Raw genomic sequence first — 26367 nt, 5'->3', positions numbered from 1 at the left:
GCGACACTCGACGGTGCGCGTGTCGGCCCGTGCGCAGGGGCGAAAAAGCTGTCGCCCGGCGGCGCCGGCGGCCCTATAGTCCCGATGTGGCGCACAGCGACGAACTCCAGCGGTTCACCCCCGTCACCGATCCGCGCCCGCACGACACCGCCTGGCCGGAGATGACCTGGCCCGTGCCGGCCGGTACGGAACTGGTCGGGGAAGCGATCCGGTTATCGGCCCTGGATCCGCAGACCGATGCCGCGGAGTTGCTGGCGACGCTGGATCACGACGCGGTGTGGGCGCACGTGCCCGGCCGCCCTACCGGCCTGGCGGAATTCCGCGCAACTCTGCAGCAACGATGCGACCTCGCCGACTGGCAGCCCTGGGTGGTCCGCACCCGCCGCAGCATCGGCGGGCTTGCCGCCGGGGCGGTGGTCGGGACGACCTCCTTCCTGGATGCGCACCCGCGCGACGCCTGGCTCGAAGTCGGCTTCACGCTCTACACCCCTGCGGTGTGGGCGACCGCGGTCAATCCCGAAGCCAAGCTGCTGCTGTTCGGCTACGCCTTCGACACGCTGCACGCCGGGCGGATTCAGCTCAAGACCGATACCCGCAACCATCGATCGCAACAAGCCATCGCTCGGCTGGGCGCCCACTACGAGGGCACCCTGCGCCGCAGCTTCCGCCGCGACGACGGCACCATCCGCGACTCGGTGTTGTTCTCGATCACCGCCGAAGACTGGCCCGAGGTGCGCCGGCGACTCGCGCAGCGAGTCCGGGACGCGACGGCCTGACCTGCGTTAGCCGGAGACCTCGAATATGCCGTGGGCCCCGTTCTCGGCATGCCGCATGTCATGGTCCATGAACGGATAGTGACCCGGTTCGCCGAAGCTGAGCTCGACGAAGCCGCCCTGCGCCGGTGCCAGGTCCAGGACCTGGGAACCCCCCGCCGAACCGGTGGGTTCAGGAGGCAGCAGCCAGGCGCCCTCCTTGTAGACGGTGTCGAACTGGGCACCGACGACGTGGAACGCGATCGCATCTGCGGGCCCGGCGTTGACCACCCAGATGCGTACCCGCTCGCCGGTACGTGCCCGCAGCGGGGAGTGCAGGTACTGGCCCGCGGTCCCGTTGAACATCCAGCCGTCCGGCCGGCCGGCGCGGATCGCGGCGGGCTTGGCGTCGGAATCCGGTGCGCCGGCATACAGTTCGGCGCCCACCAGCACGTACTCCCGGTCCACCGCGGGCAACCCCGGCGGGTCGATGATCACCGCTCCGTACATGCCGTTGGCGATGTGCAGGGACATCGGCGGGGTGCTGCAGTGGTACAGCCAGGCGCCGGCCCGGTGCGCCGTGAACCGGTACACCAGCCGCTCCCCCGGCGCCAGCGTGCGCATCGGCTGATCGGGGGCCAGCGCGCCGGCGTGGAAGTCGATTCCGTGGCCCATCTCCGCGTCGTTGATCACGGTGATCTCAAAGGTGTCGCCGACCCGGCCGCGCAATATGGGAGCCGGCTCCGTGCCCGCGAAGGTCCAGCGGATCTCGCGGCGGCCGGGCGCGATCTCCAGTTCGCGGTCCACGGTGTGCAACTCCACACGATGCACACCCGGGGTCGCAGCGGCCAGCGCCGCGTCATACGGCGTCCACCCCGGCGACGGCTCGGCGGCCAGGTCCAGGGGCATGGGGACCGGGGCCATCGGGTCGGGGGCGGCAGGTACGGGCGATCCGGCATCGGAGTGCTGATGACGCGGGGCGGCGCCGACGGCGTGGATCCGCATCGTCATCCCGGCGGCTCGGTGGCCGGGCACATCGCACCAGACGTCCCGGTCCTGGTGCACCGCGCCGAGATCCAGGACAGCGCTCTGACCGCGGCTGAGCCGGGGGGTGCGCTCGCCGGTGTCGACGTGCACGTCGTGTGGCAGCCCGTCGTCGTTGGTGACCCGCAGCACCAGGCGATCTCCGGCCGGCACGTCGATCACGTCCGGGGAGAACCGCATGTTGTCGAGCCGGAGCTCGACCGTGCGTGCCGCACCGACGACACCGGCGGCCACCGGGGGCGCCGGGGCGCCCGTTCCCCACGCCAGCGCCACCGCGAGCGCGGCCGCGGCGGCCCCGGCAACCAGCCCCGTAACGGCGCGTGGGTGCGGCGGGATCGCGTCGGCGTCCAGCGGACCGCGCAGCGCCACCGGAAGCGCGAGCCGCAGGGCCAGCACCACGAAGCCGGATGTCGAGACCGCTGCCAGCACCCAGCCGATCAGCGGCAGCGGGGCCGGCCAGGGCCCGGCGACCAGCGGCACGGCCAGGTTGATCGCGCACACCCGCACCTGCCAGCCCTGTTCCAGATAGCTCATCACCGCCTTGCGGATCGGCGGGCCGTGGGCCACCAGGATCGGCAGCAGCTGGCTCAACGCGCCCAACAGGATCTGCGCGACGAATCCGACCGCCAGCATCGGCAGCAGGGTGCTCTCTACGAAGCCGGGCAGCAGGTCAAACGACCGGCCTGCGATCAGCACGCCCGCCTCGATCACCACGGCGACACCGAGCCAGGCCGTCGCACCGGCCAGCATCCACGCCGCGGGCCCGGTGAAGCCGCGGCCCGGCCACAGCCCGGCCATGCACAGCACGACTCCGGCCGCATAGCCGAGCAGACCTGTCGCGGTCAGCAACGGGCTGCCGCCCAGCAGGCCGGCCGCGACGACGATCAGGGCGACTGCCAGGGTCGGCAGCGCCCGCCGGGCCATCGCGGCGTGACGCTCGCTGATCTTGTCCCGGATCGTGGTGGGCCACAGAGTGAACAGCGTTCCCAGCACCGTCAGGCCGATCCAGCCGTAGAGCATCACATGCACGTGGGTGGTCCACAGCCGCTCATACCACCGGGCGACGCCGAAGGCCATCGCAGCGCCCGCCGCCGAACCGGCCAGCAGGGCTGCCGCGGCGGCGACATAGAAACCCACCAGGTAGTCGAAACGCGCGGACAGTGCGGATCTCTTCATCGCGAGCAGCTCGGCGCCGTGGGCAACCGCGAGCAGGGCAACGCCGGCGCCGCCGATCCCGGTCAGGAACCCGGCGCCAGTGACGACGCCGAGCACGCTGGCGATCGCGGCGATGTTGAGCACGCCCAGCTTGGCCACCAGGTGCCACTGCGGCGGATCGGGCACCCGGCACAGCGTGGTGGTGAAGTGCCCTGACCAGGTCACGATCGCCGTGCTGGCGGCACCGAGCAGCAGGGCGTGCACCGGCAGCCACATCGGTTGCGCCAGGGCCCGGTGCGCGATCAGCAGTACCACGGCGAGCGCCAGCCAGCCCAGCACCACGAGGTTGGCGCCGAGGAAGACCGGCCCGCGTGGGCCGCCCCGACGGCGGCTTGGGCCGGCCGACACCGGGGGCGGTGGCCCCAACTGGATCATGGCGTCAGGCTACGGCGGGATTCCGCCCGGCCGTAAGTGTCCTAAGGCATCAGTCGGCGATGAAGCGGTTGTGGTAGTCGCGCAGGCGGTTTGCCACCTCGTCGTCGTCGAGCCCCAGGTCAGCGGGCCGGTAGTCCACCGCGCCGTGGCGCCCGCGCGGGTGCTCGACACAGAACTGCTTCATCGCCGCGCGCGCCTGGGTGTCGAGCGGCTGACCGGCCAGTTCGTAGATGCGGGCGACGGTGCCGTCCTCATCGGCCATGAAGTCTTCGAATCGCACGTCCACGGACTGGTCCGCCGGTAGTACGTCGCGGTCGCGCAGGCACCCGCTCAGCAGGTCGTCGGCCCGGTCCAGCCAGTACTTCGAGATCTTGACCGGGTCGGGACGGTCGCAGCCCATTCGCGCGGCGTAGCTGATCATGGTGGCCATCGATCGCGTCACCTCGACCGGGTCCCGGTGGGTGACAACGAAGGTCGCGTCGGGGAAGGTCGCATACAGCGCCGGGAACTGCTCCAGGTGTTGGGGCGATTTGAGCACCCAGCGCGTTCCGCCGCGCAGCCACTGCAGCGCCTGCAGGGTGCGTTTCAGGTAGGCGTACGACGCGCTCTGATCGTGCGACTTGTAGTGCTGGGCGAAACTCGGCAGATAGTAGCTGCATTCGAAGAGCATTCCGGAGATGTCGTTGGCCAGCAGCTGGATCTCTTCGTGCGCATGGTCGACGGTCATGTCGTGCATGCGCTTGAACTCGGGCATCGAGGTGTTGATCAGGTCCAGCCCGACCGCGCATCGGTCCCGCCGCTCCTGCTCGGCCTCACCGGGAGCGGCAATGGGTTCCATGCTCTCCCAATAGGGCAGGTGGCGCAGCGCCGGGTCGGCGGCGATCAGGTTGTGCAGATGGGTGGTGCCGGTACGCGGCAGTCCGGCGATGATGATCGGTCGTCGGATGTCGATGTTCTCGATCTCCGGGTGCGCCGCGATCAGCGCCTCCAGCCGAAGCCGGTTGACCAGATGGCCCACCAGTTGTTCGAACGCCATCGCCCGACCGACACCGGACAGCTCGGCCTCGTCGGTCAACGACCCGCAGAGCACCTCGAGGCGTTCCCGGAATGCGTTGTCGCCCCAGTTGTCCAGGCCGGTTCGCTCCGCCGCCGCCTGCAGCAGCGCGTCCGGGTGCAGTCGCACCACCGCGCCGTAGCCGGCCAGGCCGTCGCGCATCGGGCGGGCAGCCTCGGGGAACACCGGATCGGCGAGGTCGTCGAGCCGGATCGCGCTCACGAGGCCGACTCCGCCACGTCGACCAGCCGGCAGCTCAGCGGTGCCGGGGTGGACTCGGGCAAGAACCAGCGCAGCCAGATCAATCCCTTCGACCGGCCCGCCGTCGACACCCAGTTCGGATGGCCGGGATCGGTGTCGCTGATCACGATCTGCCATGACCCGTCCGGGGCGTAACTGACCTGAGCGCCGTTGATGGTGACGCGTTCGCGGGTGTAGTCGTAGGTGTGCAGGAACGGATTCCACAGGCACAGGTTCCAGAACACGCACTCCGGCGACGTCCCCTCGATGAGCAGTGCCTGGCCGGGCTGCAAGTCGTAGGCGCCCATCGCGTAGGCGGCGTCGCCGGCAGCCCAACCGACGGTGCGACTGGGCACCGGGTAGGGCTCCTGGAGGGTGTTGGGCGGCAGCCGTACCGGGGCCATGGCGGCCTGTTCACGAATCCAGGTGCGGGCGGCCCGCATTCGCCGGCTCAGATCCGCCGGGCTGTCGAGACGGCGCCCGGCGCCGTCGAGGGGTTCGATCTGCCAGCGGACCCGCCGGCCGGTGCCCGGCTCGGTGACGTAGTCGCGGGTGAGGACGAACACGGCGTCGGGTTCCAGTTTCAGCCAGTTGCCCGGCTGTTCGGTGGCGCTGATGACGAAGTCGAAGTTGCCGTCGGCGTCGCAGCCCAGGTCGCGGTCGTTGATGGTGTCGATGATGCGGTCGCTGTAGCGCCCGTCGTCGGGGCCGCCGTAGACGGTCATGGACAGGTAGACCGCGTCGCCGCGGTTGCCGGTGACGCGGTAGCTGCGGCTCGGGTCGATCGGCGCGAGCTGGTAGAAGGCGTCCGAATTGTCGCCGCCCCATTTCAGGTAGGGGCCGATCACGTCGGTGAGGATGGGCTTGTCGGCGTCTCCCCAGATGTAGGCGTCCGCCGCCACGCGCAGCAGGCTCAGCGCCCATCGGTAGCCGTCGAGCAGGTCTGCCTCCTCCAGCGGTGGATCGGCGCTCAGCAGCCGCTGCTCGACGGCACGGACTTCGTCGAGCAGCTCGCCGAACGCCGTTGACAGTTGCGACTCGTGGTCACTCACCACGGTTCTCCTTCGTTGTCATTGCCCGCAGCAGCAACGAGCACAGCCGATCGGGCGCATCGGCGGTGTCACCGGCGAAGCCGTGGGCCAGCGCGAAGCTGGTGCCCACCACCGCGTCGTAGGCGATCTCGGCATCGACGTCGGCGTCGAGTACGCCGCGTTCGATGCCGGTGCGGACCAGCGCGCCGAAGGCGGCACGGGTCTTTTCGTCGAGCAGCTGTTGGGTGCGGATGAACAGCTCCGGATCGCGGTGCCGATCCGCCAGGATGCCCAGGGCCGCCGCCGCCACCTCCGGTGCGCTCCAGAACGCGAACACCCCGGCGACGAAGTGGCGCAGGTCGGCCTCGAAGTCCCCCGAGCCGGTCAGCACGTCGCCGGCCTCGGCGGCTCCGAAGACCGCGTCGAACACCAGGTGGGTCTTCGACGGCCAGCGCCGGTAGATGGTGGGGCGGCTGACCGCCGCCTCGCGGGCGATCGCCTCGATGGACAGCTGGTCGTAGCCGTCTCGGGCCAGGAGCCGCCGGGCCGCCTCGGTGATGGCCTGTTCGGTGCGCGGATCGCGCGGGCGTCCGCGGGGCGCGGCGGACCCCGGCTCTGTCATCACGGCGTAGACGTCCGGCGTCGACCACTCACGATCAATATCGTTACAGTACGTAATGTAAAAGAGCAAGGGTTCGCCGTACCGCCTGCGGTCAGCGGATCAGCAGTGCCCGCAGCCTCTTGCCGAACATCGTTGGCCCGGGTTGCTCTCGGCGATCAGTCCGGTCCTGGCCATCACCCGGTCCATCACGAACGCTGCCCGCGACATGTAGCCGATGACCTCCAGCAGCGGCATCAGCACGAAAAGCAACGTGATCTGCGCCGTCATCTTCTTCGCGGTGATGTTCGCGTCCTCTTGACGGCGTGGGTATTCCGGTCAGCGTCGTCGCCGCAGGCAGCGGCGTCGGTGTCGAGGGGCTAGGAGCACGGTGCTCACAGGCAAAGCGAAACGGGACTACGAGTTGATGTCGCGGGCGACGAATTCCTCGAGATCGAATCGGTTGTCTCCGGCGCGTTCGGCCACGTTCAGCAGTGTGGTCATCACGGCCTCTTCTTCGACCTGTTCGCCCAGGAACCACCACATCAACTGTTCGCCGAGGTAGTCGCCCTCGTCGCGGGCAGCGGCCGACAGCGCGATGCATTCCTTGGTGACGGTGCGCTCGAACTCGAGCGCCAGCCCGATCGCGTCGCGAGGACTGTCGAACTTGTTGCGCACCTCGCCGGTTCCCGGGATCTCGACCGCGAAATGGCGGTCGATGAAGTACTTCACGATCTTCATCGCGTGCTCGCGCTCCTCATGCGCGTGGTGGTAGAAGAATTTCGCCAACTGTGGCAGGTCGTCATTGTCGAAATACACCGCGATTGCGAGGTACTGCTGTACCGCGTGGAATTCGCTCCGAATTTGCCCTTGCAGGAGCTCGTCAAATTTGGTGCTGAGGGTGTTGTTCTTACTCATGCAGAGCACGTTACTGCAGCTCACAACGGTGCACAACGAAGGCGATACTCACTCAGGAGAGGTATTCCTAAGTAAAGGAAACCTATTCTGAATCGACACCCGAGACCATTTCCCAGAAAAGGGAAAGATAGGCATCCCTAAATTAAGAAATCCTCACCACGACTTCCCGCGCCTTGCAAGGGCGACGATGCGGGCGCACAGCCTCAGAAGGCATAGCGGTGGTACTGCGACATGTTCGCAACCGCTGGAATCACCGACATCGCCTTGCCCAGCGCCCGGTAGCGGCGGGGAAGTCGCGCGAAGGTGTCCGACTCGAACCAGCGCACCCACTCCAACAGCCGCACGCCCGGGACCGCGCCCAGGATCTCGCGTGGCTCGTTGATCGCCCAGTGCAGCCTCGCCCCGGATCTGCGCACCACCGCGTTGGACCACTGGGACTTGATGCCGAGCCAGTTGAAAGCGTCGAACTGCAGCTCCCCGCTCGGGGCATGCTCGACGACCCGTTGCAGCAACGCCACGCCGTCGGCCTCGGTCAGATACATGGTCAGCCCTTCGCCGAGCATCAACGCCGGACGGCCGGTGGGGATGTCGGTGAGCCAGGACGGGTCGGTGACGCACGCCGCGACCACGTGGTTGTGCCGCTGCTCGGGAAGCAGCTGCCGGCGCAGGTCGACCACCGCCGGATAGTCGATGTCATACCAGTCGACTCCGTCGCCGGGCTGCAGCCGGAAATAGCGGGCGTCGAGCCCACAGCCGACATGCAGCACCACCGCATCGGGGTGGGCCGCCAGAAATCGGCGGGCCCAGTTGTCGAAGTGCGCCGAACGGGTTGTCACCGACGGGGATCGCGCCGCCGTGATAGCCGTCTGAGACCAGTCGTAGTCGATGCGTTCGACCACTGCCTTGGCGTAGCGATCGCCGAGGATGGGGTCGGGCCGGTCAGCGTCCAGGGCTTTGGCGTACAGCGTCGCGAGCATGGTCTGCGGCGCGCCGCGCAGCTGCACCCGGACCTTGTCCTGCGTCATAGCACCCCACGCTAGCGCCGCCGTGAAGGCCGGGCGCAAGATCGAGTGCGATGGCTTTGAGCGCTACCGCGCCATCCACTGCCGCTCAACGGCTTTGACCAGTGCGGTCAGCGTGGAGTTCACCGGGGCCTGCACCCCCACTTGAGCGGCCGTGCGCACCACGGCGCCGTTGATGACGTCGATCTCGCTGACCCGGCGGGCCAGGTGATCCAGCAGCGCCGACGGTTTGGCATCGGGCATCTGGGCGCCGAATGCCCGGACGTGGGCCACCGGATCTGTCACCGCGATGGCGATTCCGGCGGCCCGGGCCACCGTCCACGCCTCGGTTGCGGTGGCGCGGCTGACCGGCCCCATGGCCGTGTCGTCGTCCATGACCTGCCCCACCGTCATGCCGGTCAGCGCGCACGGCGCACTGTAGGCGGCGTTGCAGATCAGCTTCTCCCATTGCATGGCCGCGATGTCGGCGACGGCGGCGGCGTCGAAACCGGCTTCCGACCACACCTGGGCGATCGTGTCGACGACCGGCAGCGGCAGCCCCGCGTAGGCGCCGAAACGGACCGCCCGCATCGCGTTGTGGTGCACATGGCCGGGTGCGGGCCGCGAGGCCCCGAATCCGCTGGCGATGCCGACCGCGACCCGGCCCGCGCCGACGATGTCGGCGACGGTGTCGGCCGAGCCGAGCCCGTTCTGGATGGTCAGCACCGGGGTGTCCTCGCCGAGCAGCGGCAGTGCCTGCGCGGCCCCCGCGGCGACGTCGGCGGCCTTGACCGCCAGAATCACCAGGTCCATCGGCTCGTGGGGCGCGGTGGTGACCGCGCGCATGGGCACCACCTGGTCGGGCTGGGGTCCGCTGACCCGCATGCCGTGCGCGGCGATGGCTTCGACGTGCGCGCTTGACCGGTCTACCGCCAGCACGTCGTTGCCGGCCGCCGCCAGTCTGGCCGCGTAGATGGAACCCATGGCGCCGCAACCGATGACCGCGATCTTCATCTGCTCATCCCACCAGGTCGGCGATCACGGCGGCCAGGTCGGGCTTTTGTTCCAGACCGAAACCCGGGGCGTCGGTGGGCGCGATGGTGCCCCGCTCCAGGACGCAACCGGGCGCGTAGCCGCCGAACGGCGCGAACACCCCCGGGTAGGACTCGCAGCCGCCCAGGCCGAGCCCGACCACGATGTGCAGGTTGATCAGGTGTCCGCCGTGCGGGAAGGCGCAGCGGCGGTCGAAGCCGTTGTTCTCCAGGACCTCGATCATCCGGGCGTACTCGGTCAGCCCGTAGCTGAGCCCGGCGTCCATCTGGAAGATGTCGACACCGGGCCGCATACCTGCGTAGCGGACCAGGTTGGTCGCATCGCGCACCGAGAAGAGGTTCTCCCCGGTGGCGACGGCGCCGTCGTAGCCGGCGATGACTGCGGCGTTCAACGCGAAGTCGAGCGGGTCGCCGGGCTCTTCGTACCAGCGCAGCCCATAGGGGTGCAGCGCCTTGGCCCACTGGACCGCCGCGGCCTCGTCGAACCTGCCGTTGGCGTCGACCGCGACCCGGTCACCGCCGCCGAGGATGTCGATCACGGCCTCGATGCGCGCCAGGTCCTCGCTCATCGGGGCGCCACCGATTTTCATCTTGACCGCGTCGTAGCCCTGATCGAGGTAGCCGCGGATCTCGGTCCGCAGCCGCTCCAGGCCGGTCTGCGGGCCGTCTCCCGGGTAGTAGTACCCGCCGGCGGCATACACCGGCACGGCGGGGACGGGGTCTCCGACCAACTCCCTGCCGAACGACCGGGCGATGGTGCGGTAGGCGGGTTCGTCGGCCAGCTTGGCGTTGAGGTCCCAGCAGGCCAGTTCCAGCGCCGCCGCCGCACCGGCCCGGTCGCCGTGCCCGCCGGGCTTCTCGTCGGCCATCGCACACTGCAGTACCCGGGCCGGATCGATCCGGCCGGTGTCGTCGAGCAGCGCATCGGGGGCCGCGCGCAGCACCCGCGGGATCATCCGATCGGCCAGGATGCCGCCCTGGGCGAACCGGCCGATCGAGTTGAACGCGACACCGGTCACCGGCCTGCCGTCGCGGATCTGGTCGCTGACGACCGCGACCAGCGACACCGTATGGCGGGAGAAGTCCACCAGGGCGTTGGCGATCGCACCACGCAACGGCACCGATGTCTCGACGATCTGGGTGATGCGCATGCGCGGTCAGTCCTCCTGGTGGATCATTCCGCTCGCCGCAGGATCGCTTCGGCGTGGCGCAGCACCGGCGAGTCGACCATCTGCCCTTCGAACGCGAACACCCCGCGCTCGCTCTGCGCGGCGGCAAGCACCCGGCGCGCCCAGTCGACCCGCTCCGGGGCCGGCCGGTAGGCGTCACGGACCACCGCGACCTGGCTCGGGTGGATGCACACCGTAGCAGCGAATCCGACCGCGGCGCCATCGAGCGCTTCGGCCCGCAGTCCGTCCAGGTCGCCGATGTTCAGATAGACGGCGTCCAAGGCGGTCCGGCCGAATGTCGAGGCCGCCAACAGGACACTGGAACGCACATGCCGGGCCACATCGCGGTACCGGCCGTCACTGTGGCGACTCGAGCCGCCGCCCATGGCCGCCACCAGATCCTCCGCTCCCCACATCATCGCCACGCACTGCTCTGCGGCGGCGATCTCCGCGCAGAACACTGCGCCGCGCGGGGTCTCGATCAGGGCCACCACGTGGCGAGGCGCCAGGGCGTCTACCTGCGCGGCGGATTCGGTCTTGGCCAGCATCACCGTCGTGTAAGCGGTGTCGGCGAGGGCCTCCAAATCGCGGGCCTGGTCCTCGGTTCCGGCGGGGTTCACCCGCACCACGGTCCGCTCCGGATCGAGGGGGGTGCTGCGCAACGCCTCGCGCGCGGCGGGCCGATCTGCCACGGCCACACCGTCTTCCAGGTCCAGGATCACCACGTCGGCCACCGCGGCCGCTTTGCCGTAGCGCTCCGGGCGATCCGCCGGGCAGAACAGCCAGGCCGGCCCGGTGCTGCTCATCGCGCGTCCTCCGCGGGACGCTTGCGCACCAGTGTGGTGCGTACCGCCCGGGCGACGACGTCGCCGTTCTGGTTACGCCCGACGTGCTCCAAGGTCACGATTCCCTCACCGGGACGGCTCTTGGACTCCCGCTTGTCGGTACAGACCGTCTCCGCGTACAGGGTGTCGCCGTGAAACACCGGGCGAGGGAACGACACCTCCGAGAAGCCCAGGTTGGCCACGATGGTGCCCAGCGTCAACTGGGCCACCGACAGACCGACCAGCGTGGAGAGGGTGAACATCGAGTTCACCAGGCGCTCACCACGAAACCCCGGCTGTTGAGCCGCCCACGCCGCATCCAGGTGCAGTGACTGGGTGTTCATGGTCAAGGTGGTGAACAGCACGTTGTCGGCCTCGGTGATGGTGCGCCCGGGCCGGTGGGCGTAGACCGTGCCGATCTCGTACTCCTCGAACCACAGGCCCCGCTGCTCGACCGTCTTGCTCATACCGCTTCCCTCTCCGTTTGGCTCGCCGTTGTGCATTGCGCGCACTGGCCGGTGGTCACAGGCCCAGCGACCGCGCGATGAGCATCAGCTGCACCTCGGTGGTGCCCTCGCCGATCTCCAGGATCTTGCTGTCCCGGTAGTGCCGGGCCACCGGGTATTCGTTGATGAAGCCGTAGCCGCCGTGAATCTGGGTGGCATCGCGGGCATTGTCCATCGCCGCCTCCGAGGAGACCATCTTGGCGATCGCCGCCTCCTTCTTGAACGGCTTGCCCGCCAACATCTTCGCGGCAGCGTCGTAGTAGGCGGTGCGCGCCACGTGGGCGCGGGCCTCCATCCGGGCGATCTTGAAGCTGATCGCCTGATAGGAGCCGATGGTCTGGCCGAACGCCTCGCGCTGGCCGGCGTACTTGACGCTCTCATCCACGCAGCCCTGCGCCACTCCGGTCGCCACGGCCGCGATCGCGATGCGGCCCTCGTCGAGGATGGACAGGAAGTTGGCGTAACCCCGGCCCTCCTCACCGAGCAGATTGCCCTGCGGTACCCGGGCGTCGGCGAAGGTGAGCGGGTGGGTGTCCGAGGCGTTCCAGCCCACCTTGTTGTAGGCCGGTTCGACGGTGAATCCCGGCGTGCCGGACGGAACGATGATCGTGGAGATCTCCTTCTTACCGTCCGGGCGGGCTCCGGTGACCGCGGTGACGGTCACCAGTGAGGTGATGTCGGTTCCCGAGTTGGTGATGAACTGCTTGGTGCCGTTGATGACCCACTCGTCGCCGTCCCGGCGGGCGGTGGTGCGGGTGCCGCCGGCGTCCGAACCGGCACCCGGCTCGGTGAGACCGAACCCGGCCAGTGCACGACCGGTCACCAGGTCCGGCAACCAGGTCTGCTTCTGCTCCTCGGACCCGAACCGGTAGATGGGCATCGCGCCCAGGCCCACGCCGGCTTCCAGGGTCATCGCCACCGACTGGTCGACTTTGCCGAGCTCCTCCAGGGCCAGGGCCAGGGCGAAGTAGTCGCCGCCCATGCCCCCGTACTCTTCGGGGAACGGCAGCCCGAACAGCCCCATCTCCCCCATCTTGGCGACAACTTCGTAGGGGAAGCTGTGCTCTTCGTCGTGTTTGGCCGCCACCGGCGCAACAACGGTGCGGGCGAACTCCGCGACGGTGTCGCGCAGATCCTGATAGTGGCTCGGCAGTGTTCCCGCCTCGGTCGTCATGATGTCGCTTCCTCGATCTGTTCCTCTGGGATCAGCCGCGCCAGCACCTGATCCACCTTCACCTGCTCGCCCACCGACACCAGCACCTGCACCCGGCCGGAAATCGGGGCGGCCAGGGTGTGCTCCATCTTCATGGCCTCCACCACCACCACCGGATCGCCTTCGGCGACCGCCGACTCCGACGTGACGCCCACGGCGATCACGGTGCCCGGCATCGGGCTGACGATCTCGGCGCTGCGGGGCCCGCCGCTGCGCTGCACCCGCACCACGTCGGCCTCCCGCAGATGCCAGATTCCGCGTTCGTCCCCGATCCACAGGTGGCCGTCGTCTTCGGCGAACAGGTACCGGCGCCGCCGCCCGGCCACCGTCGCCGTCAGCCGATCGTCGGCGACCTCGACTGCGGCACTGTGGATCTCGCCGTCGCCGACCTGCACCTGTGCGGCCTGCGGCAGGCCCCACACCGACACGGTCTCGGTGCGCAGCGCTGTCTGCATCTGGGTGCGCACCGGTGCGGGTGCGCCGATCCGCCATCCGCTCGGGGCCGCCCACAGCTCCCTCGGGGCCCCCCGATCCCCGCCGGCCAGGGCCCACTGGCGGTAGAGGCCCCCGGCGGCCAACACATCGTCAGGGGCGGGCAACGGGGCGAAATCGCCGGCTCGCGAGTCCAGCAGTTCGGTGTCCAAGTCCCCGGCCTGCACCCGTGAATCGGCCAGCAGGAACCGCAGGAACTCCACGTTGGTCTGCACCCCGAACACCGCCGTGCCGGCCAGCGCCGCATCCAGACGGGCCAGTGCCTGCGCCCGGTCGGAGCCGTGCGCGATCACCTTGGACAGCATCGGGTCGTAATCGCTGCCGACGACGGTGCCGTCCTGCAACGACGAATCCACCCGCACACCCGGACCGCCGGCGGGTTCATGCACTGCCAGCACGCGCCCGCCGGTGGGCAGGAAGCCGCGAGCCGGGTCCTCGGCGTACACCCGGGCCTCCACGGCATGGCCGGTGAGCGTGATGTCGTCCTGGGTGAAGGACAGTTTCTCCCCGGCGGCCACCCGCACCTGCCATTCGACGAGGTCCAGGCCGGTGATCGCTTCGGTCACCGGATGTTCCACCTGCAGGCGGGTGTTCATCTCCATGAAGAAGAACTCGTCGGGCCGGTCCGCGGAGACGATGAACTCCACGGTGCCCGCGCCCACGTAGTCCACGCTGCGGGCGGTGTTGCAGGCCGCCGCGCCGATCCGGTCGCGGGTGGCGGCGTCCAGGAGCGGCGACGGCGCCTCTTCGATCACCTTCTGGTGGCGCCGTTGCAGGCTGCATTCGCGTTCGCCCAGGTGCACCACGTTGCCCTGGGTGTCGGCGAGCACCTGTACCTCGATGTGCCGGGGCCGCAACACGAATCGCTCCAGGAACAGGGTGTCGTCGCCGAACGCCGACGCCGCCTCGCGGCGCGCGGTGACCAGCGCCGACCGCAGCTGCGCGGGATCGTCGACCAGGTGCATGCCTTTGCCGCCCCCGCCGGCCGATGGCTTGATCAGCACCGGGTAGCCGATCTCGTCTGCGGCGGCCACCAGTTCGTCATCGGTCAGGCCGGGCCTGGCCAGACCGGGCACAACCGGCACCTCGAAAGCGGTGACGGTGTTCTTCGCCGAGATCTTGTCGCCCATCACCTCGATGGCCCGGGCGGGCGGCCCGATGAAGACCACTCCGGCCTGCTCGCAGGCGGCCGCGAAACCGGCGTTCTCGGAGAGGAACCCGTAGCCGGGGTGAATGGCCTGGGCACCGGTGTCCGCGGCAGCCGCGAGCACCTTGGGGATCGACAGATAGCTGTGCAGCACCGGGGCAGGCCCGAGGCGCACCGCCGTGTCGGCTTCGCGCACATGGCGCGCGTCGGCGTCGGCGTCGCTGTAGACGGCTACCGATCGAATGCCCATCCGGCGCAGGGTGCGGATCACCCGCACCGCGATCTCGCCGCGGTTGGCCACCAGGACTGTGTCGAAAGGCGTCGAACTCATCGTGGTCACATCCGGAATACGCCGTAGGAGACCGGACCCAGAGGCGCGTTCGAGCAGACCGAAAGCGCAAGGCCCAGCACTGTTCTGGTGTCAGCGGGGTCGATGATCCCGTCGTCCCACAATCGGGCGGTGGAGTAGTACGGGTTGCCCTGGACCTCGTACTGCTCGCGGATCGGGGCCTTGAAGGCCTCCTCGTCGGCCGCCGACCACGGCTTGCCGGCGGCGTCGAGCTGATCGCCGCGCACGGTGGCCAGCACCGACGCGGCCTGCTCGCCGCCCATCACCGAGATGCGGGCGTTGGGCCACATCCACAGGAACCGCGGCGAGTAGGCCCGGCCGCACATGGAGTAGTTGCCCGCCCCGTAGGACCCGCCGATCACGACCGTCAGCTTGGGCACCCGCGCGCAGGCCACCGCGGTGACCATCTTGGCGCCGTGCTTGGCGATTCCGCCGGCCTCGTAATCGCGGCCGACCATGAATCCGGCGATGTTCTGCAGAAACACCAGCGGGATCGAGCGCTTGTCGCACAGTTCGATGAAGTGCGCCCCCTTGAGCGCGGACTCACCGAACAGCACGCCGTTGTTGGCGATGATCCCCACCGGGTGGCCGTGGATGCGCGCGAACGCGGTCACCAGCGTTTTGCCGTACTCGGCCTTGAACTCGCTGAACTCGCTGCCGTCGACCAGCCGGACGATCACCTGCCGCACGTCGTAGGGCACCCGCGAGTCCGGGGGTACCACGTCGTAGAGCTCCGCCGGATCATGGCGGGGCTCAACGGTTTCTCCGATCTCCCAGGGGCTTTCCGGGCGCGGGCCGAAGGTCGCCGCGATCTGGCGCACCATCCGCAGGGCGTGCTCGTCGTCGTCGGCCAGATAATCGGTGACCCCGGAGACCTTGGAGTGCAGGTCGCCGCCGCCGAGTTCTTCGGCGGTCACCACTTCGCCGGTGGCAGCCTTCACCAGCGGCGGCCCGCCCAGGAAGATGGTGCCCTGTTCGCGCACGATGACGGCCTCGTCGCTCATCGCCGGGACGTAGGCGCCGCCGGCGGTACACGACCCGAGCACCGCCGCGATCTGGGGAATGCCCGCAGCACTCATGGTGGCCTGGTTGTAGAAGATGCGGCCGAAGTGCTCACGGTCGGGGAAGACTTCGTCCTGGCGGGGCAGGAACGCACCCCCGGAGTCCACCAGGTACAGGCACGGCAGCCGGTTGGCCAGCGCCACCTCCTGGGCACGCAGGTGCTTTTTGACCGTCACCGGGTAGTAGGTGCCGCCTTTGACCGTGGCGTCGTTGGCGACGATCACGCACTCGCGCCCCGCGACCCGGCCGATGCCGGTGATGATCCCGGCTCCGGGGCACTCGTCGTCATACATCCCGTCGGCGGCCAGGGGCGCCAGCTCCAGAAACGGGCTGCCGGGGTCCAGCAGCCGGTCGACCCGGTCGCGGGGCAGCAGCTTGCCCCGCGACACATGGCGCTGCCGGGACTGCTCGTTGCCGCCCAGGGCGGCCGTCGCCAGTTTGGCGTTGAGCTCGGCAACCAGTCGACGGTGCTCGTCAGCGAATGCCGGTGCTGTCATGACAGGGCCGAAAGGTCCAGCGCCGCGTCGGTTTTTGCGACGACCTCGTCCACGGAGACACCCGCAGCGGTCTCGACCAGCTGAAGGCCGGCCTCGGTGACGTCGATGACGGCAAGGTCGGTGATGATGCGGTTGACGCAGCGGGCCCCGGTGAGCGGCAAGGTGCACTGTTCGACGATCTTGGCGCTGCCGTCTTTGGCCGCGTGCTCCATCATCACGATCACCCGGCGCGCGCCGTGCACCAGGTCCATCGCCCCGCCCATGCCTTTGATCATCTTGCCGGGGATCATCCAGTTGGCCAGGTCGCCGGCGGCCGAAACCTGCATGGCGCCAAGGACCGCCACGTCCAGGTGGCCGCCGCGGATGACCCCGAAGGAGGCCGACGACGAGAAGAACGAGGCGCCGGGCAAGGTGGTCACGGTCTCCTTGCCCGCGTTGATCAGGTCGGCGTCGAGGTCCCCGGGCAGCGGGTATGGGCCGACCCCGAGGATGCCGTTCTCCGAGTGCAGCACCACGTTGACGCCATCGGGGATGTGGTTGGGAATCAGGGTCGGCAGGCCGATGCCCAGGTTGACGTACTGCCCGTCGCGCAGCTCGGCGGCCACCCGCGCCGCCACCTCATCTCTGGTCAGGGTCATGACGCGCGCACCGTCTCTCGCTCGATTCGCTTGATCGGATCCGGCACGTGCACCACGCGGTGCACGAAAACCCCCTGGGTGTGCACGGTGGCGGGGTCGATCTCGCCCGGCTCCACCAGATGCTCGACCTCGGCGATCGTGATCCTGCCCGCGGTGGCGCAGTCCGGGTTGAAGTTGGCGGCGGCCTCGCGGTAGACCAGGTTGCCGTGCCGGTCCCCTTTCCAGGCATGTACCAGCGCGAAGTCGGTGCGGATCGCACGTTCCAGAACGTAGGTGCGTCCGTCGAACTCCCGGGTCTCCTTGGGCGGTGAGGCCACCGCAATCCCGCCGGCACCGTCGTAGCGCCACGGCAGGCCGCCGTCGGCGACCTGGGTGCCCACGCCGGTGGGCGTGTAGAAGGCCGGGATTCCGGCGCCGCCGGCACGCAGGCGCTCGGCGAGCGTCCCCTGGGGGGTCAACTCGACCTCGAGCTCGCCGGACAGGAACTGCCGGGCGAACTCCTTGTTCTCGCCCACATAGGAGCTGATGGTGCGGCGGATCCGCTTGTGTTCCAGCAGCACGCCCAGGCCCACACCGTCGACGCCGCAGTTGTTCGACACCGTCTCCAGATCGGTGACGCCCAGCTGCAGCACGGCCTCGATCAGTGCCTCCGGGATGCCGCACAGCCCGAATCCGCCTACCGCCAGTGACGCGCCGTCGGTGATGTCGGCGACGGCCGCTGCTGCCGTGGCCACGACCTTGTCCATCGCCACGCGCGCCTCCTCATTTTCAGTTAATGTCCATTAACTGATGTCAGAGAATACCATTCTCGGACACCCCTGTCAGCCGCCGGCCAAATGCTCGATCGCCTGCCGGCGCATCTCGTCCTTGCGGACCTTGCCGGTGACCGTCATCGGAAACTCGGTCACGACACGCACGTATCGCGGCACCTTGAAATGCGCGAGCCGCCCGGTGCAGAACTCCCGCAGCCGCTCGGCGGTCAGTGCCGGCGCCCCGCTGCGCATCACCACGACGGCCATCAGCTCCTCGCCGTAGATGTCGTCGGGCACGCCGATCACCTGGGCATCGCGGATGTCGGGATGGGTGTAGAGGAATTCCTCGATCTCGCGCGGATAGATGTTCTCCCCGCCGCGGATCACCATGTCCTTGATCCGCCCGGCGATGCGCAGGTAACCGTCGTCGTCCATCACGGCCAGATCGCCGGTGTGCATCCAGCCCTCGGCGTCGATGGCCGCCGCGGTCTTGTCCGGGTCGTTCCAGTAACCGGTCATCACCGAATAGCCGCGGGTGCACAACTCGCCGACGTCGCCGCGCGGCACTGTCGCACCGGTGACCGGGTCGGTCAGCTTGATCTCCAGGTGCGGGCAGACCTGCCCGACGGTCTCGACCCGCTGCGTCAGCGAGTCGGTTCCGCGGGTCTGGGTCGACACCGGCGAGGTCTCGGTCATGCCGTAGCAGATCGCGAGCCCGGCCATGTGCATGTCGTCGATGACCTGTCGCATGACCTCAGCCGGGCACGGCGAGCCCGCCATGATCCCGGTGCGCAGGCTGCTCAGGTCGTAGTCGGCGAAGTCGGGCAGGCCGAGCTCGGCGATGAACATCGTGGGCACCCCGTAGAGGCTGGTGCATGCCTGGTCCTGCACGGCCCGCAGTGTGGCCGCCGGATCGAAACCGGGACCCGGCAGGATGATCGCCGCGCCGTGGCTGGTGGCCGCCAGGTTGCCCATCACAAGACCGAAACAGTGGTAGAGCGGCACGGGCAGGCAGACCCGATCTGCTTCGGTGTAGCCCAGGAGCTCACCGACCAGATAGCCGTTGTTGAGGATGTTGCGGTGACTCAACGTCGCGCCCTTGGGGTAACCCGTTGTGCCCGAAGTGTATTGAATGTTGATCGGGTCCTGGGCGTGCAGCGTCGCGGCCACCTGCGCAAGGGCCGTCGCGTCGATCGGCGCGCTTGCCAGCTCCTGCCAGCGGGAACTGCCGATGAACACCACCTCGCGCAGGTCCGGGCATTGCGGGGCCACCTCACCAAGCAGTGCGGCGTAGTCGGTGGTCTTGAAACGCGATGCCGAGATGACCATGGCCACCCCGGACTGCTTGAGCGCGTAGGCCAATTCGTAAGAGCGGTACGCCGGGTTGATGTTGACCAGAATGGCGCCGATCTCGGCGGTGGCGTACTGGTTCATAACCCATTCGGCACAGTTGGGCGCCCAGATGCCCACTCGATCTCCGGTGCCGATTCCGGCCTGGAGCAGGCCGGTTGCCAGTCGGCGCACATCCATCGCGAGCTCGGCGTAGCTCCAGCGCCGGCCTGACGGAACGTCAACCAACGCATCGCGATCGCCAAACGTGCTCGCGATGGCAGCGAGATTGGCGCCGATCGTCGTCTCCAACAGGGCGGGGTGCGCCTCGCCACGGGCGTAGGACAAAGCGGCTCGCGTCGGGGGTACCGCAGTTGCCATCGGTTCCTCCACCGGCGCCGCCAGAAGCCGGATGCGTTCCGAGGCGATCCGGTGTTACGTTAGTGGCCATTAACTCAAGATGTCCACCACGAGCGGAGGCGTGATGGCAGCTTCCCTCTCCCCGGCGGGCGAGAACGAACCGGCCAGCCGGCGCAGCCGGCTCAAGTCCGACCGGCGCAGCCAGTTGCTCGCGGCCGCGGAACGTCTTTTCGCCCAGAGCGGCTACCCCGCGGTGCGGCTGGAGGACATCGGCGCCGCCGCCGGCGTCAGCGGCCCGGCGATCTACCGGCACTTCCCCAACAAAGAGGCTCTGCTGGTCGAGTTGCTCGTCGGCATCAGCACCCGACTGCTCGCCGGCGCGCGGGCCGTCGAAGCGCAGGGCGCGGGCCCGCGGGAGGTGCTGGACGCCCTGGTCGACTTCCATCTCGACTTTGCCCTCGGCGAACCGGACCTGATCCGGATCCAAGACCGTGACCTGGCCCACCTGCCGGCCGCCGCCCAGCGGCAGGTGCGCAGCGCCCAGCGGCAGTATGTCGAGGTGTGGGTGGGGGTGTTGCGTGCGCTGCACCCCGGCCTGGCCGAAGCCGATGCGCGGCTGATGGCGCACGCCGCGTTCGGCCTGTTGAACTCCACACCGCACTCCATGAAGGCCCGCGCGAAATCGGCCGGTCCGGAACGCTCACGAGCGGTGTTGCGGGCGATGACGATCAGGGCCCTGGGCGCCGCGGAAACATAGCCGGGCGCAGAGGTCCCGGCCGCAACCGCCCGACACAGGTACCCTGCAAGCCATGAGGTGGGCATGACCGATCCGAACCGGCCGGAGGGCTCCAATCAGCCATGGCAAGGCGGCGGCGGATCCGAACCGCCGACTTACGGCTTTCCGCCCTACGTCGACCCGGCCTACGCCGGGCAACTCCCGATGTATCCGCCGCAGGCCCCCCAGCCCACCGAACAACTGCCCCGGCAGCACTGGGAAGCGCCCCCGCCGGGTGGCCAGTGGGAAGCGCCCCCGCCCGGTGGTCACTGGGAAGCGCCCCCGCCGGGTGGTCCGGCGGGCGGTGGCCAGGGTGGACCGCCGGAGCCCCCGCGGCTGCCGAACTGGCTGTTCCTGGTAGCCGGCGCTGCCGTACTGCTGGTGGTGGGCATGGTCGCCGCGTTGGTGATCGTCAATGGCTCCCAGCGCAATTCGGCCACGGCTACGTCGGTGCCCCCGTTGCCGACGGCTCCGAGCACCCCGGTGCCCAAGCGCGTTCCGACCACCACACCCTCCCCGACACCGACACCGGCGCCCAGCACGACGACAACGCCGCCTCCGACGACGTCCACCACCGCGGGTGCGGCGGAGACGATCGTCTACAGCGTCAGCGGTAAGGGCAAGGCGCTCAGCATCGCCTACATCGACACCGGCGGGATCCTGCAGACCGAATTCAATGTGGCGCTGCCGTGGAGCAAACAGGTGACGCTGACGCCACCGGCGACGACCGCCGCGGCGGTCACCGTGGTCAACTTCGGCGAGCAGATCACCTGCTCGGTGTCGGTGGACGGCACCCAGGTGCGTCAGCGCACCGGTTCGATCCTCACGGTGTGCGCAGCGGCCGGCTGACCCGGATCGGCAGCAGCGCCAGCAGGCCGAGCAGCAATACGGTGCACAGCCCGCCCATACCCGCCCGTTCGGTGTGGAAGATGTCGACGAAGACCGAGAACAGCCACGGCGCCAGGAACGACACCGCCCGGCCGGTCATGGTGTAGAGGCCGAAGGCCACCGCTTCCATGCCGTCGTCGGCCATCCGCAACAGCAGGGTGCGCGCTGCGGACTGGGTCGGCCCGATGAACAGACACAGCAACAGTCCGCACGCCCAGAAGGCTTTCGGACCATTCAGCGCCATCAGGGTGGTGCCGGCGGCGATCATCGCGACCAGCGATCCCACGATGACCGTTTTGGATCCGATCCGGTCGTCGAGCAGGCCGCCGGCCACTGCCCCAACCGCGGCGACCACGCTGGCAGCGATCCCGAAGATCATCACGTCGCCGGGCGAGATGCCGTAGACGGTGACCCCCAGCACCGCACCGAAGGCGAACACCCCGGCCAGGCCGTCCCGGAAGATCGCGCTGGCCACCAGGTAGAAGACCAGGTTGCGATCGCGCTGCCAGGCACCCGTGATGTCACGCCACAGCTGGCGGTAACCGCCGAAGAACCCCAGCCGCGGTGCCGGCGCCTGCGGCTCGCCGCCCAGGCGGTGCGTGGTGAACAGCAGCGGCAACGCGAACACCGTCAGCCAGGCCGCGGCCACCAGCATGGCGACCCGCACATACTGACCTCCCTCGGTGGACAGGCCGAGCAGGCCGCGGGTGGGACCACTGCCGGAGATGCAGCCCAGGTAGACCAGCAACAGCAACAGCACGCTCCCGACATAGCCTGCTGCCCAACCGAAGCCAGAGATCCGGCCGGAGTTCTGCGGCGTCGACACCTGCCGCAGCATGGCGTTGTAGGGCACGCTGGCCAGGTCGCCGCACGCGGCTGTCAGGGCCAGCAGCACCAGGCCGGGAGCCAGATAGCCGGGCTCGTCCCGGATCAGGCTCATCGACGCGGTCAGTACCGCCGCCGTTCCGGTCAGCACCGCCAGCGTCACCCGGCGCCGGTGCGGCGCGGCAACCCAGACCCCGATCACCGGTGCCACCGCGGCCACGGTCAGCCCGGAGATGGCCAGGGTGCGGCCAAGCCAGCTGGCCGGTGACACCGGCCCGGCCAGGTCGCGGCCGACACTGCTGGTCAGATACACCGAGTACACGAATGTGACGACGATCGCGCTGATACCCGCGGCCCCGGTGTCCCACAGCGCCCATGCCACGATCCGGGATAGCCCCGGCTTGTCCGCCCCAGGGTGTCCCATGACTGGCACTCTACGATTGCCGCATGCCCATTCCTGCTCCCAGCCCCGATGCCCGCGCCGTTGTGACCGGAGCCTCCCAGGGGATCGGTGAGGCGCTGGCCGCCGAGCTGGCCGCCCGCGGCCACTCGCTGCTCATCACCGCGCGCCGCGAAGATGTTCTCAACACCGTGGCGGCGCGGCTGCGCGACAAGTACGGGGTCACCGTGGACGTCCGCGCGGTCGACCTGGCCGATCCGCCGGCGCGTGAGGCGTTCTGCGCCGAGCTGGCCGAGCAAGAGATCTCGGTGCTGTGCGCCAACGCCGGTACGGCGACGTTCGGGCCGATCTCCGGTTTGGACCCGGCCGCGGAGAAGGCCCAGGTGCAGCTGAACGCGGTAGCGGTGCACGACCTGGTGCTGGCGGTGCTGCCGGGCATGTTGCGCCGGCGCGCCGGCGGCATCTTGATCTCCGGTTCGGCGGCGGGCAACTCGCCGATTCCCAACAACGCCACCTACGCGGCCACCAAGGCCTTCGCCAACACGTTCAGCGAGTCGCTGCGCGGCGAGCTGCTCAAGACCGGGGTCCATGTCACCTTGCTGGCGCCCGGGCCGGTGCGTGCCGAGATGCCCGACGCGGCCGAGGCGTCATTGGTCGACCGGCTGATCCCGGACTTCTTGTGGATCTCCACTCAGCACACCGCGAAGCTGTCGCTGGATGCCCTGGCGCGCAACAAGATGCGGGTGGTGCCCGGGATCACCTCCAAGGCCATGTCGATGGCCAGTGGCTACGCGCCGCGCGCCATCGTCACCCCGATCGTGGGGGCGGTCTACAAGAAGCTCGGCGGGGGCTAGGCCTTCAGCGCTTGCGCTGGCCGGTGCCCATCGCGCCGCGCGAGATCTGGCCCACCACAACGGTGGTCACCGCCGTCACCACCCGCTTGCCTTCTCGGGTGGTGAGGAAGTGGGCCAGCCAGCGTCCGAAGCGCCGCCACCACGGTGGGCGCTCCGGCACCGGCGGGGGCACGCTGCCCTGGCCCGCCGGGGGCCGGTTGCCCTGCCCGGCTGCCAATTTCGCCGAGAGCATCTCATAGGCCGATTCGCGATCGATGGTCTCGCCGTATTGGGCGTGCAGCGGGCTGGCCTTGGCCGCCGCGCCGATCGCCTCGGCGCCGATGGCCCCCATCAGCGACCGCGGAGCCCGCAATCGGGTCCACGCCACCGGGGTCGGCGCGCCCCGTTCGGAGAGCACCGTGACGATCGCCTCGCCGATACCCAGCGACGTCAGCGCGGACTCCAGGTCGTAGACCTTGGTCTTCGGGTAGGTGCGCACCGTCTTGCTCAGCGCCTTCTGATCGTCGGGGGTAAAGGCCCGCAACGCGTGCTGGATCCGGGCACCCAACTGGGAGAGCACACTGTTGGGCACATCGGTGGGCAGCTGGGTGCAGAAGAACACCCCGACGCCCTTGGAGCGGATCAGTTTGACGGTCTGCTCGACCTGCTGCAGAAACGCCTTGGATGCGCCGGTGAACAGCAGGTGGGCCTCGTCGAAGAAGAACACCAGCTTCGGCTTGTCGAGGTCGCCCACCTCGGGCAGGAAGGTGAACAGGTCGGCCAGCACCCACATCAGGAACGTGGAGAACAACACCGGACGCGCCGCCTGGTCACCGAGTTCGAGCAGCGAGATGATGCCGCGCCCTTGGGGGTCCAGCCGGATCAGATCCTTGGGGTCCAGTTCGGGCTCGCCGAAGAAGGTGTCGGCGCCTTCGGCCTCCAGGTTCGCCAGGGCACGCAGGATCACCCCGGCCGTCGCCGCCGAAACCGCGCCCAGCTGCTTGAGCACCGGCTTGCCCTCATCGCTGATCAGGTAGCTGATCACCGAGCGCAGATCCTTCAGATCCAGCAACAGGTAGCCGTTGTCGTCGGCCCAGCGGAAGATCAACCCCAGCGTCGACTCCTGGGTGTTGTTCAGGCCCAGCACCTTCGACAGCAGAATCGGGCCGAAGCTGGAGATCGTGGCCCGCACCGGGATGCCGGCGCCGCCGGTGCCCAGCGACAGGAACTCCGTGGGGAACGCCGTGGGAGCCCAGTCGTCGCCGGTCTCGGCGGCCCGCTGGGTGATCTTGTCGCCGGCCTGGCCGGCCCGCGCCAGACCGGACAGGTCGCCCTTGACGTCGGCCATCAGCACCGGGACGCCCGCGGCGGACAGCTGCTCGGCGATCACCTGCAGCGTCTTGGTCTTGCCGGTGCCGGTGGCGCCGGCCACCAGTCCATGGCGGTTGACGGTGGCCAGGGGAATGCGGACCTGCGCCGAGGCGTCGGCGATGCCGTCGATGACCACCGTGCCCAGTTCCAGGGCCTGGCCGTCGGCGGCGTAGCCCGCCGCAATCTGCTGCGCGGCGTTAGCCGCCGAGTCGGGACTCACAGGTCACGACACTACTTGGCCGGTCGGCACCGCTGTGCGGCTATGGCCGCGGGCAGCGGCTAACGTTGGCTAACTGTGAGTGCTGCACGAGACGAACTCGTCTGGATCGACTGCGAGATGACCGGCCTGGATCTGGGCTCGGACAAGCTCATCGAGATCGCCGTCCTGGTCACCGACGGCGAACTGAACATCCTGGGCGACGGTGTTGACGTGGTGATCCACGCCGACGACGCGGATCTGGACGCGATGAGTCCGGTGGTGACCGACATGCACACCCGATCCGGCCTGATCGAGGAGGTCCGGGCTTCGACGGTGGATCTGGCCACCGCCGAGGCCATGGTGCTCGACTACATCCGCACCCATGTGCGGCAGGCCAAGACGGCACCGCTGGCCGGCAACTCGATCGGTACCGACCGCGGCTTCCTGGCCCGCGACATGCCCGCCCTCAACGACTACCTGCATTACCGGATGATCGACGTGAGCTCGATCAAGGAGTTGTGCCGCCGCTGGTACCCCCGGATTTACTTCGGCCAGCCGGAGAAGGGCCTGGCGCACCGCGCGCTGGCCGACATCCACGAGTCGATCCGGGAATTGAAGTACTACCGGCGCACCGCGTTCGTCGCACCGCCCGGGCCTTCTACCAGCGATATTGCCGCCGTCGCCGCGGAACTGGGGCCGCAGGGGGCGCTCGATTCGGTCGCTGAGCATCCGAGCGGTTAGTATCAACGACGCTGCTTGCTTGGCTCGCCTCGCCGGCAGCAATGGTGGCTGTAGTTCAGTTGGTAGAGCACCAGGTTGTGATCCTGGGTGTCGCGGGTTCGAGTCCCGTCAGCCACCCCGCAGGTGGGAGAGGTTTTTTAACCTCTCCCACCTTCTGCGTTCTGGGGCGGCTTGCACCCTGTATCGCGCCCTTGTTGAACAAATGAAGCTGTTTAATTCGTTGGTGCTTCCATCCAGCCAACTGGAAGGGTGACGCCCACCTTTTGTGCGTGATCTCGCATGTCTCTGAGCTGAGGAGGTCTTAGCCGAAATCGGAGCCGTTCAAGCTCACTCAGACCTTCTTGCTGCTGTTCAGCGGGAAGGCCCGAAATGTAGTCGAGCACCGCTATACCCACCGTACGCGCCTCACTTCGGTTAGGAATTTGACAGGCGATATCCAGCGCTGCAGCTATGTATCCATGCTGAAGCAACGCGGTTGCAGTCTGGCGCTGCTTCACTGGGGAGTTGCTTTGCAGGGCTTCTGCGACAAGTCTTGTGGGACCATCAGCCTGGACGATAGTCGCGACGTCGTCAGGGTTAATGTTGCCTGCACCGGCCGACATGTTGCGCGCAAGCCGCTCTTGCGCCTCGACGACAGAGGGATAGTGCCCCGTGGGGTGGTGGACTTCGGATCGGCGTGAGTCACGCGTGGTGATCAACGAGTCATGCTGGATGCTA

At 68.7% G+C, this 26367-nt stretch carries 25 protein-coding genes and 1 tRNA gene; 6 read left to right on the top strand and 20 right to left on the bottom strand.

Features of this window, described 5'->3' with window-relative positions:
* Positions 1-86 precede the first annotated feature (86 nt).
* On the top strand, positions 87-776 hold the full coding sequence (locus AWC02_RS15585; RefSeq protein WP_237160496.1) for a GNAT family N-acetyltransferase: 690 nt from the start codon (positions 87-89) through the stop codon (positions 774-776).
* A gap of 6 nt (positions 777-782) precedes the next feature.
* On the opposite strand, the gene AWC02_RS15580 is transcribed toward AWC02_RS15585, so the two are convergent.
* The 17 genes from AWC02_RS15580 to AWC02_RS15505 form a co-directional block, all read right to left on the bottom strand.
* On the bottom strand, positions 783-3386 hold the full coding sequence (locus AWC02_RS15580; protein WP_085129644.1) for a multicopper oxidase domain-containing protein: 2604 nt from the start codon (positions 3384-3386) through the stop codon (positions 783-785).
* A 49-nt stretch (positions 3387-3435) separates the two neighbouring features.
* Positions 3436-4662, bottom strand: a complete 1227-nt coding sequence (locus AWC02_RS15575; RefSeq protein WP_237160495.1) for a sulfotransferase family protein — start codon at positions 4660-4662, stop codon at positions 3436-3438.
* On the bottom strand, positions 4659-5732 hold the full coding sequence (locus AWC02_RS15570) for a DUF1214 domain-containing protein (RefSeq protein WP_085129752.1): 1074 nt from the start codon (positions 5730-5732) through the stop codon (positions 4659-4661). Before AWC02_RS15570 ends, AWC02_RS15575 begins: the two co-directional genes overlap by 4 nt.
* Positions 5725-6333: a TetR/AcrR family transcriptional regulator gene (locus tag AWC02_RS15565; protein WP_085129643.1), complete on the bottom strand. Its 609-nt coding sequence runs from the start codon at positions 6331-6333 to the stop codon at positions 5725-5727. The genes AWC02_RS15570 and AWC02_RS15565 overlap by 8 nt, the downstream gene beginning before the upstream one ends.
* A 99-nt stretch (positions 6334-6432) precedes the next feature.
* The gene (locus tag AWC02_RS22015) at positions 6433-6600 is read right to left on the bottom strand and encodes a hypothetical protein (protein WP_165757921.1); all 168 of its coding nucleotides are present in this window, start codon (positions 6598-6600) and stop codon (positions 6433-6435) included.
* Positions 6601-6726: 126 nt separating this feature from the next.
* Complete coding sequence (locus tag AWC02_RS15560) at positions 6727-7227, bottom strand: ferritin (protein WP_085129642.1); 501 nt, start codon at positions 7225-7227, stop codon at positions 6727-6729.
* A gap of 203 nt (positions 7228-7430) precedes the next feature.
* The gene (locus AWC02_RS15555) at positions 7431-8252 is read right to left on the bottom strand and encodes a class I SAM-dependent methyltransferase (protein ID WP_085129641.1); all 822 of its coding nucleotides are present in this window, start codon (positions 8250-8252) and stop codon (positions 7431-7433) included.
* A gap of 63 nt (positions 8253-8315) precedes the next feature.
* On the bottom strand, positions 8316-9242 hold the full coding sequence (locus AWC02_RS15550) for a ketopantoate reductase family protein (RefSeq protein WP_085129640.1): 927 nt from the start codon (positions 9240-9242) through the stop codon (positions 8316-8318).
* Positions 9243-9246: 4 nt separating this feature from the next.
* Positions 9247-10431 carry an enolase C-terminal domain-like protein gene (locus tag AWC02_RS15545; RefSeq protein WP_085129639.1) on the bottom strand — a complete coding sequence of 395 codons (1185 nt, stop codon included), beginning with the start codon at positions 10429-10431 and terminating at the stop codon, positions 9247-9249.
* 23 nt (positions 10432-10454) lie between these two features.
* Positions 10455-11255, bottom strand: a complete 801-nt coding sequence (locus tag AWC02_RS15540) for an HpcH/HpaI aldolase/citrate lyase family protein (protein ID WP_085129638.1) — start codon at positions 11253-11255, stop codon at positions 10455-10457.
* Positions 11252-11776, bottom strand: coding sequence for a MaoC family dehydratase (locus AWC02_RS15535; RefSeq protein ID WP_109561040.1), 525 nt, complete (start codon positions 11774-11776; stop codon positions 11252-11254). Before AWC02_RS15535 ends, AWC02_RS15540 begins: the two co-directional genes overlap by 4 nt.
* A 19-nt stretch (positions 11777-11795) precedes the next feature.
* Complete coding sequence (locus AWC02_RS15530; protein WP_085129636.1) at positions 11796-12953, bottom strand: acyl-CoA dehydrogenase family protein; 1158 nt, start codon at positions 12951-12953, stop codon at positions 11796-11798.
* Positions 12950-14962: an acetyl/propionyl/methylcrotonyl-CoA carboxylase subunit alpha gene (locus tag AWC02_RS15525; protein ID WP_085129751.1), complete on the bottom strand. Its 2013-nt coding sequence runs from the start codon at positions 14960-14962 to the stop codon at positions 12950-12952. The genes AWC02_RS15530 and AWC02_RS15525 overlap by 4 nt, the downstream gene beginning before the upstream one ends.
* Positions 14963-14967: 5 nt before the next feature.
* Positions 14968-16539, bottom strand: coding sequence for a carboxyl transferase domain-containing protein (locus AWC02_RS15520; RefSeq protein WP_085129635.1), 1572 nt, complete (start codon positions 16537-16539; stop codon positions 14968-14970).
* A complete protein-coding gene (locus AWC02_RS15515) occupies positions 16536-17177 on the bottom strand; it encodes a 3-oxoacid CoA-transferase subunit B (protein ID WP_085129634.1) in 642 nt (213 codons plus the stop codon). The genes AWC02_RS15520 and AWC02_RS15515 overlap by 4 nt, the downstream gene beginning before the upstream one ends.
* Complete coding sequence (locus tag AWC02_RS15510) at positions 17174-17923, bottom strand: CoA transferase subunit A (protein ID WP_085129633.1); 750 nt, start codon at positions 17921-17923, stop codon at positions 17174-17176. Before AWC02_RS15510 ends, AWC02_RS15515 begins: the two co-directional genes overlap by 4 nt.
* A 75-nt stretch (positions 17924-17998) precedes the next feature.
* Positions 17999-19639: an AMP-binding protein gene (locus AWC02_RS15505; RefSeq protein ID WP_085129750.1), complete on the bottom strand. Its 1641-nt coding sequence runs from the start codon at positions 19637-19639 to the stop codon at positions 17999-18001.
* Between the two features lie 103 nt (positions 19640-19742).
* Between AWC02_RS15505 and AWC02_RS15500 the strand changes: the two genes are divergently transcribed.
* Positions 19743-20375 (top strand): SACE_7040 family transcriptional regulator, encoded by a 633-nt coding sequence (locus tag AWC02_RS15500; RefSeq protein WP_085129749.1) that lies wholly within the window; start codon positions 19743-19745, stop codon positions 20373-20375.
* A gap of 63 nt (positions 20376-20438) precedes the next feature.
* Entirely contained in the window at positions 20439-21242 is an 804-nt protein-coding gene (locus tag AWC02_RS15495) for an MmpS family transport accessory protein (protein WP_085129632.1), read from the top strand.
* Here the strand turns inward: AWC02_RS15495 and AWC02_RS15490 are convergent.
* Positions 21217-22530 (bottom strand): MFS transporter, encoded by a 1314-nt coding sequence (locus tag AWC02_RS15490; RefSeq protein WP_085129631.1) that lies wholly within the window; start codon positions 22528-22530, stop codon positions 21217-21219. The genes AWC02_RS15495 and AWC02_RS15490 overlap by 26 nt on opposite strands.
* Positions 22531-22553: 23 nt before the next feature.
* On the opposite strand from AWC02_RS15490, the gene cmrA reads away from it, so the two are divergent.
* A complete protein-coding gene (gene cmrA / locus AWC02_RS15485; protein ID WP_085129630.1) occupies positions 22554-23360 on the top strand; it encodes a mycolate reductase in 807 nt (268 codons plus the stop codon).
* Between the two features lie 4 nt (positions 23361-23364).
* Here the strand turns inward: cmrA and AWC02_RS15480 are convergent, their stop codons facing one another.
* Positions 23365-24930 (bottom strand): helicase HerA-like domain-containing protein, encoded by a 1566-nt coding sequence (locus tag AWC02_RS15480; RefSeq protein ID WP_085129629.1) that lies wholly within the window; start codon positions 24928-24930, stop codon positions 23365-23367.
* Between the two features lie 75 nt (positions 24931-25005).
* Between AWC02_RS15480 and orn the strand changes: the two genes are divergently transcribed.
* Both orn and AWC02_RS15470 read left to right on the top strand, forming a co-directional pair.
* On the top strand, positions 25006-25650 hold the full coding sequence (orn, locus tag AWC02_RS15475; protein ID WP_085129628.1) for an oligoribonuclease: 645 nt from the start codon (positions 25006-25008) through the stop codon (positions 25648-25650).
* A gap of 44 nt (positions 25651-25694) precedes the next feature.
* A tRNA-His gene (locus AWC02_RS15470) sits at positions 25695-25767 on the top strand.
* 95 nt (positions 25768-25862) lie between these two features.
* Here the strand turns inward: AWC02_RS15470 and AWC02_RS21690 are convergent.
* Positions 25863-26367 (bottom strand): hypothetical protein (locus AWC02_RS21690; protein WP_207568065.1); only part of this gene is annotated, 505 nt, incomplete at its 5' end.

It is taken from the genome of Mycolicibacter engbaekii (assembly GCF_002101585.1).
In the GTDB taxonomy this organism is placed as follows: domain Bacteria; phylum Actinomycetota; class Actinomycetes; order Mycobacteriales; family Mycobacteriaceae; genus Mycobacterium; species Mycobacterium engbaekii.
Note: the sequence above shows the minus strand (reverse complement) of the source record. Positions and strands in the feature narration are given on the sequence as shown.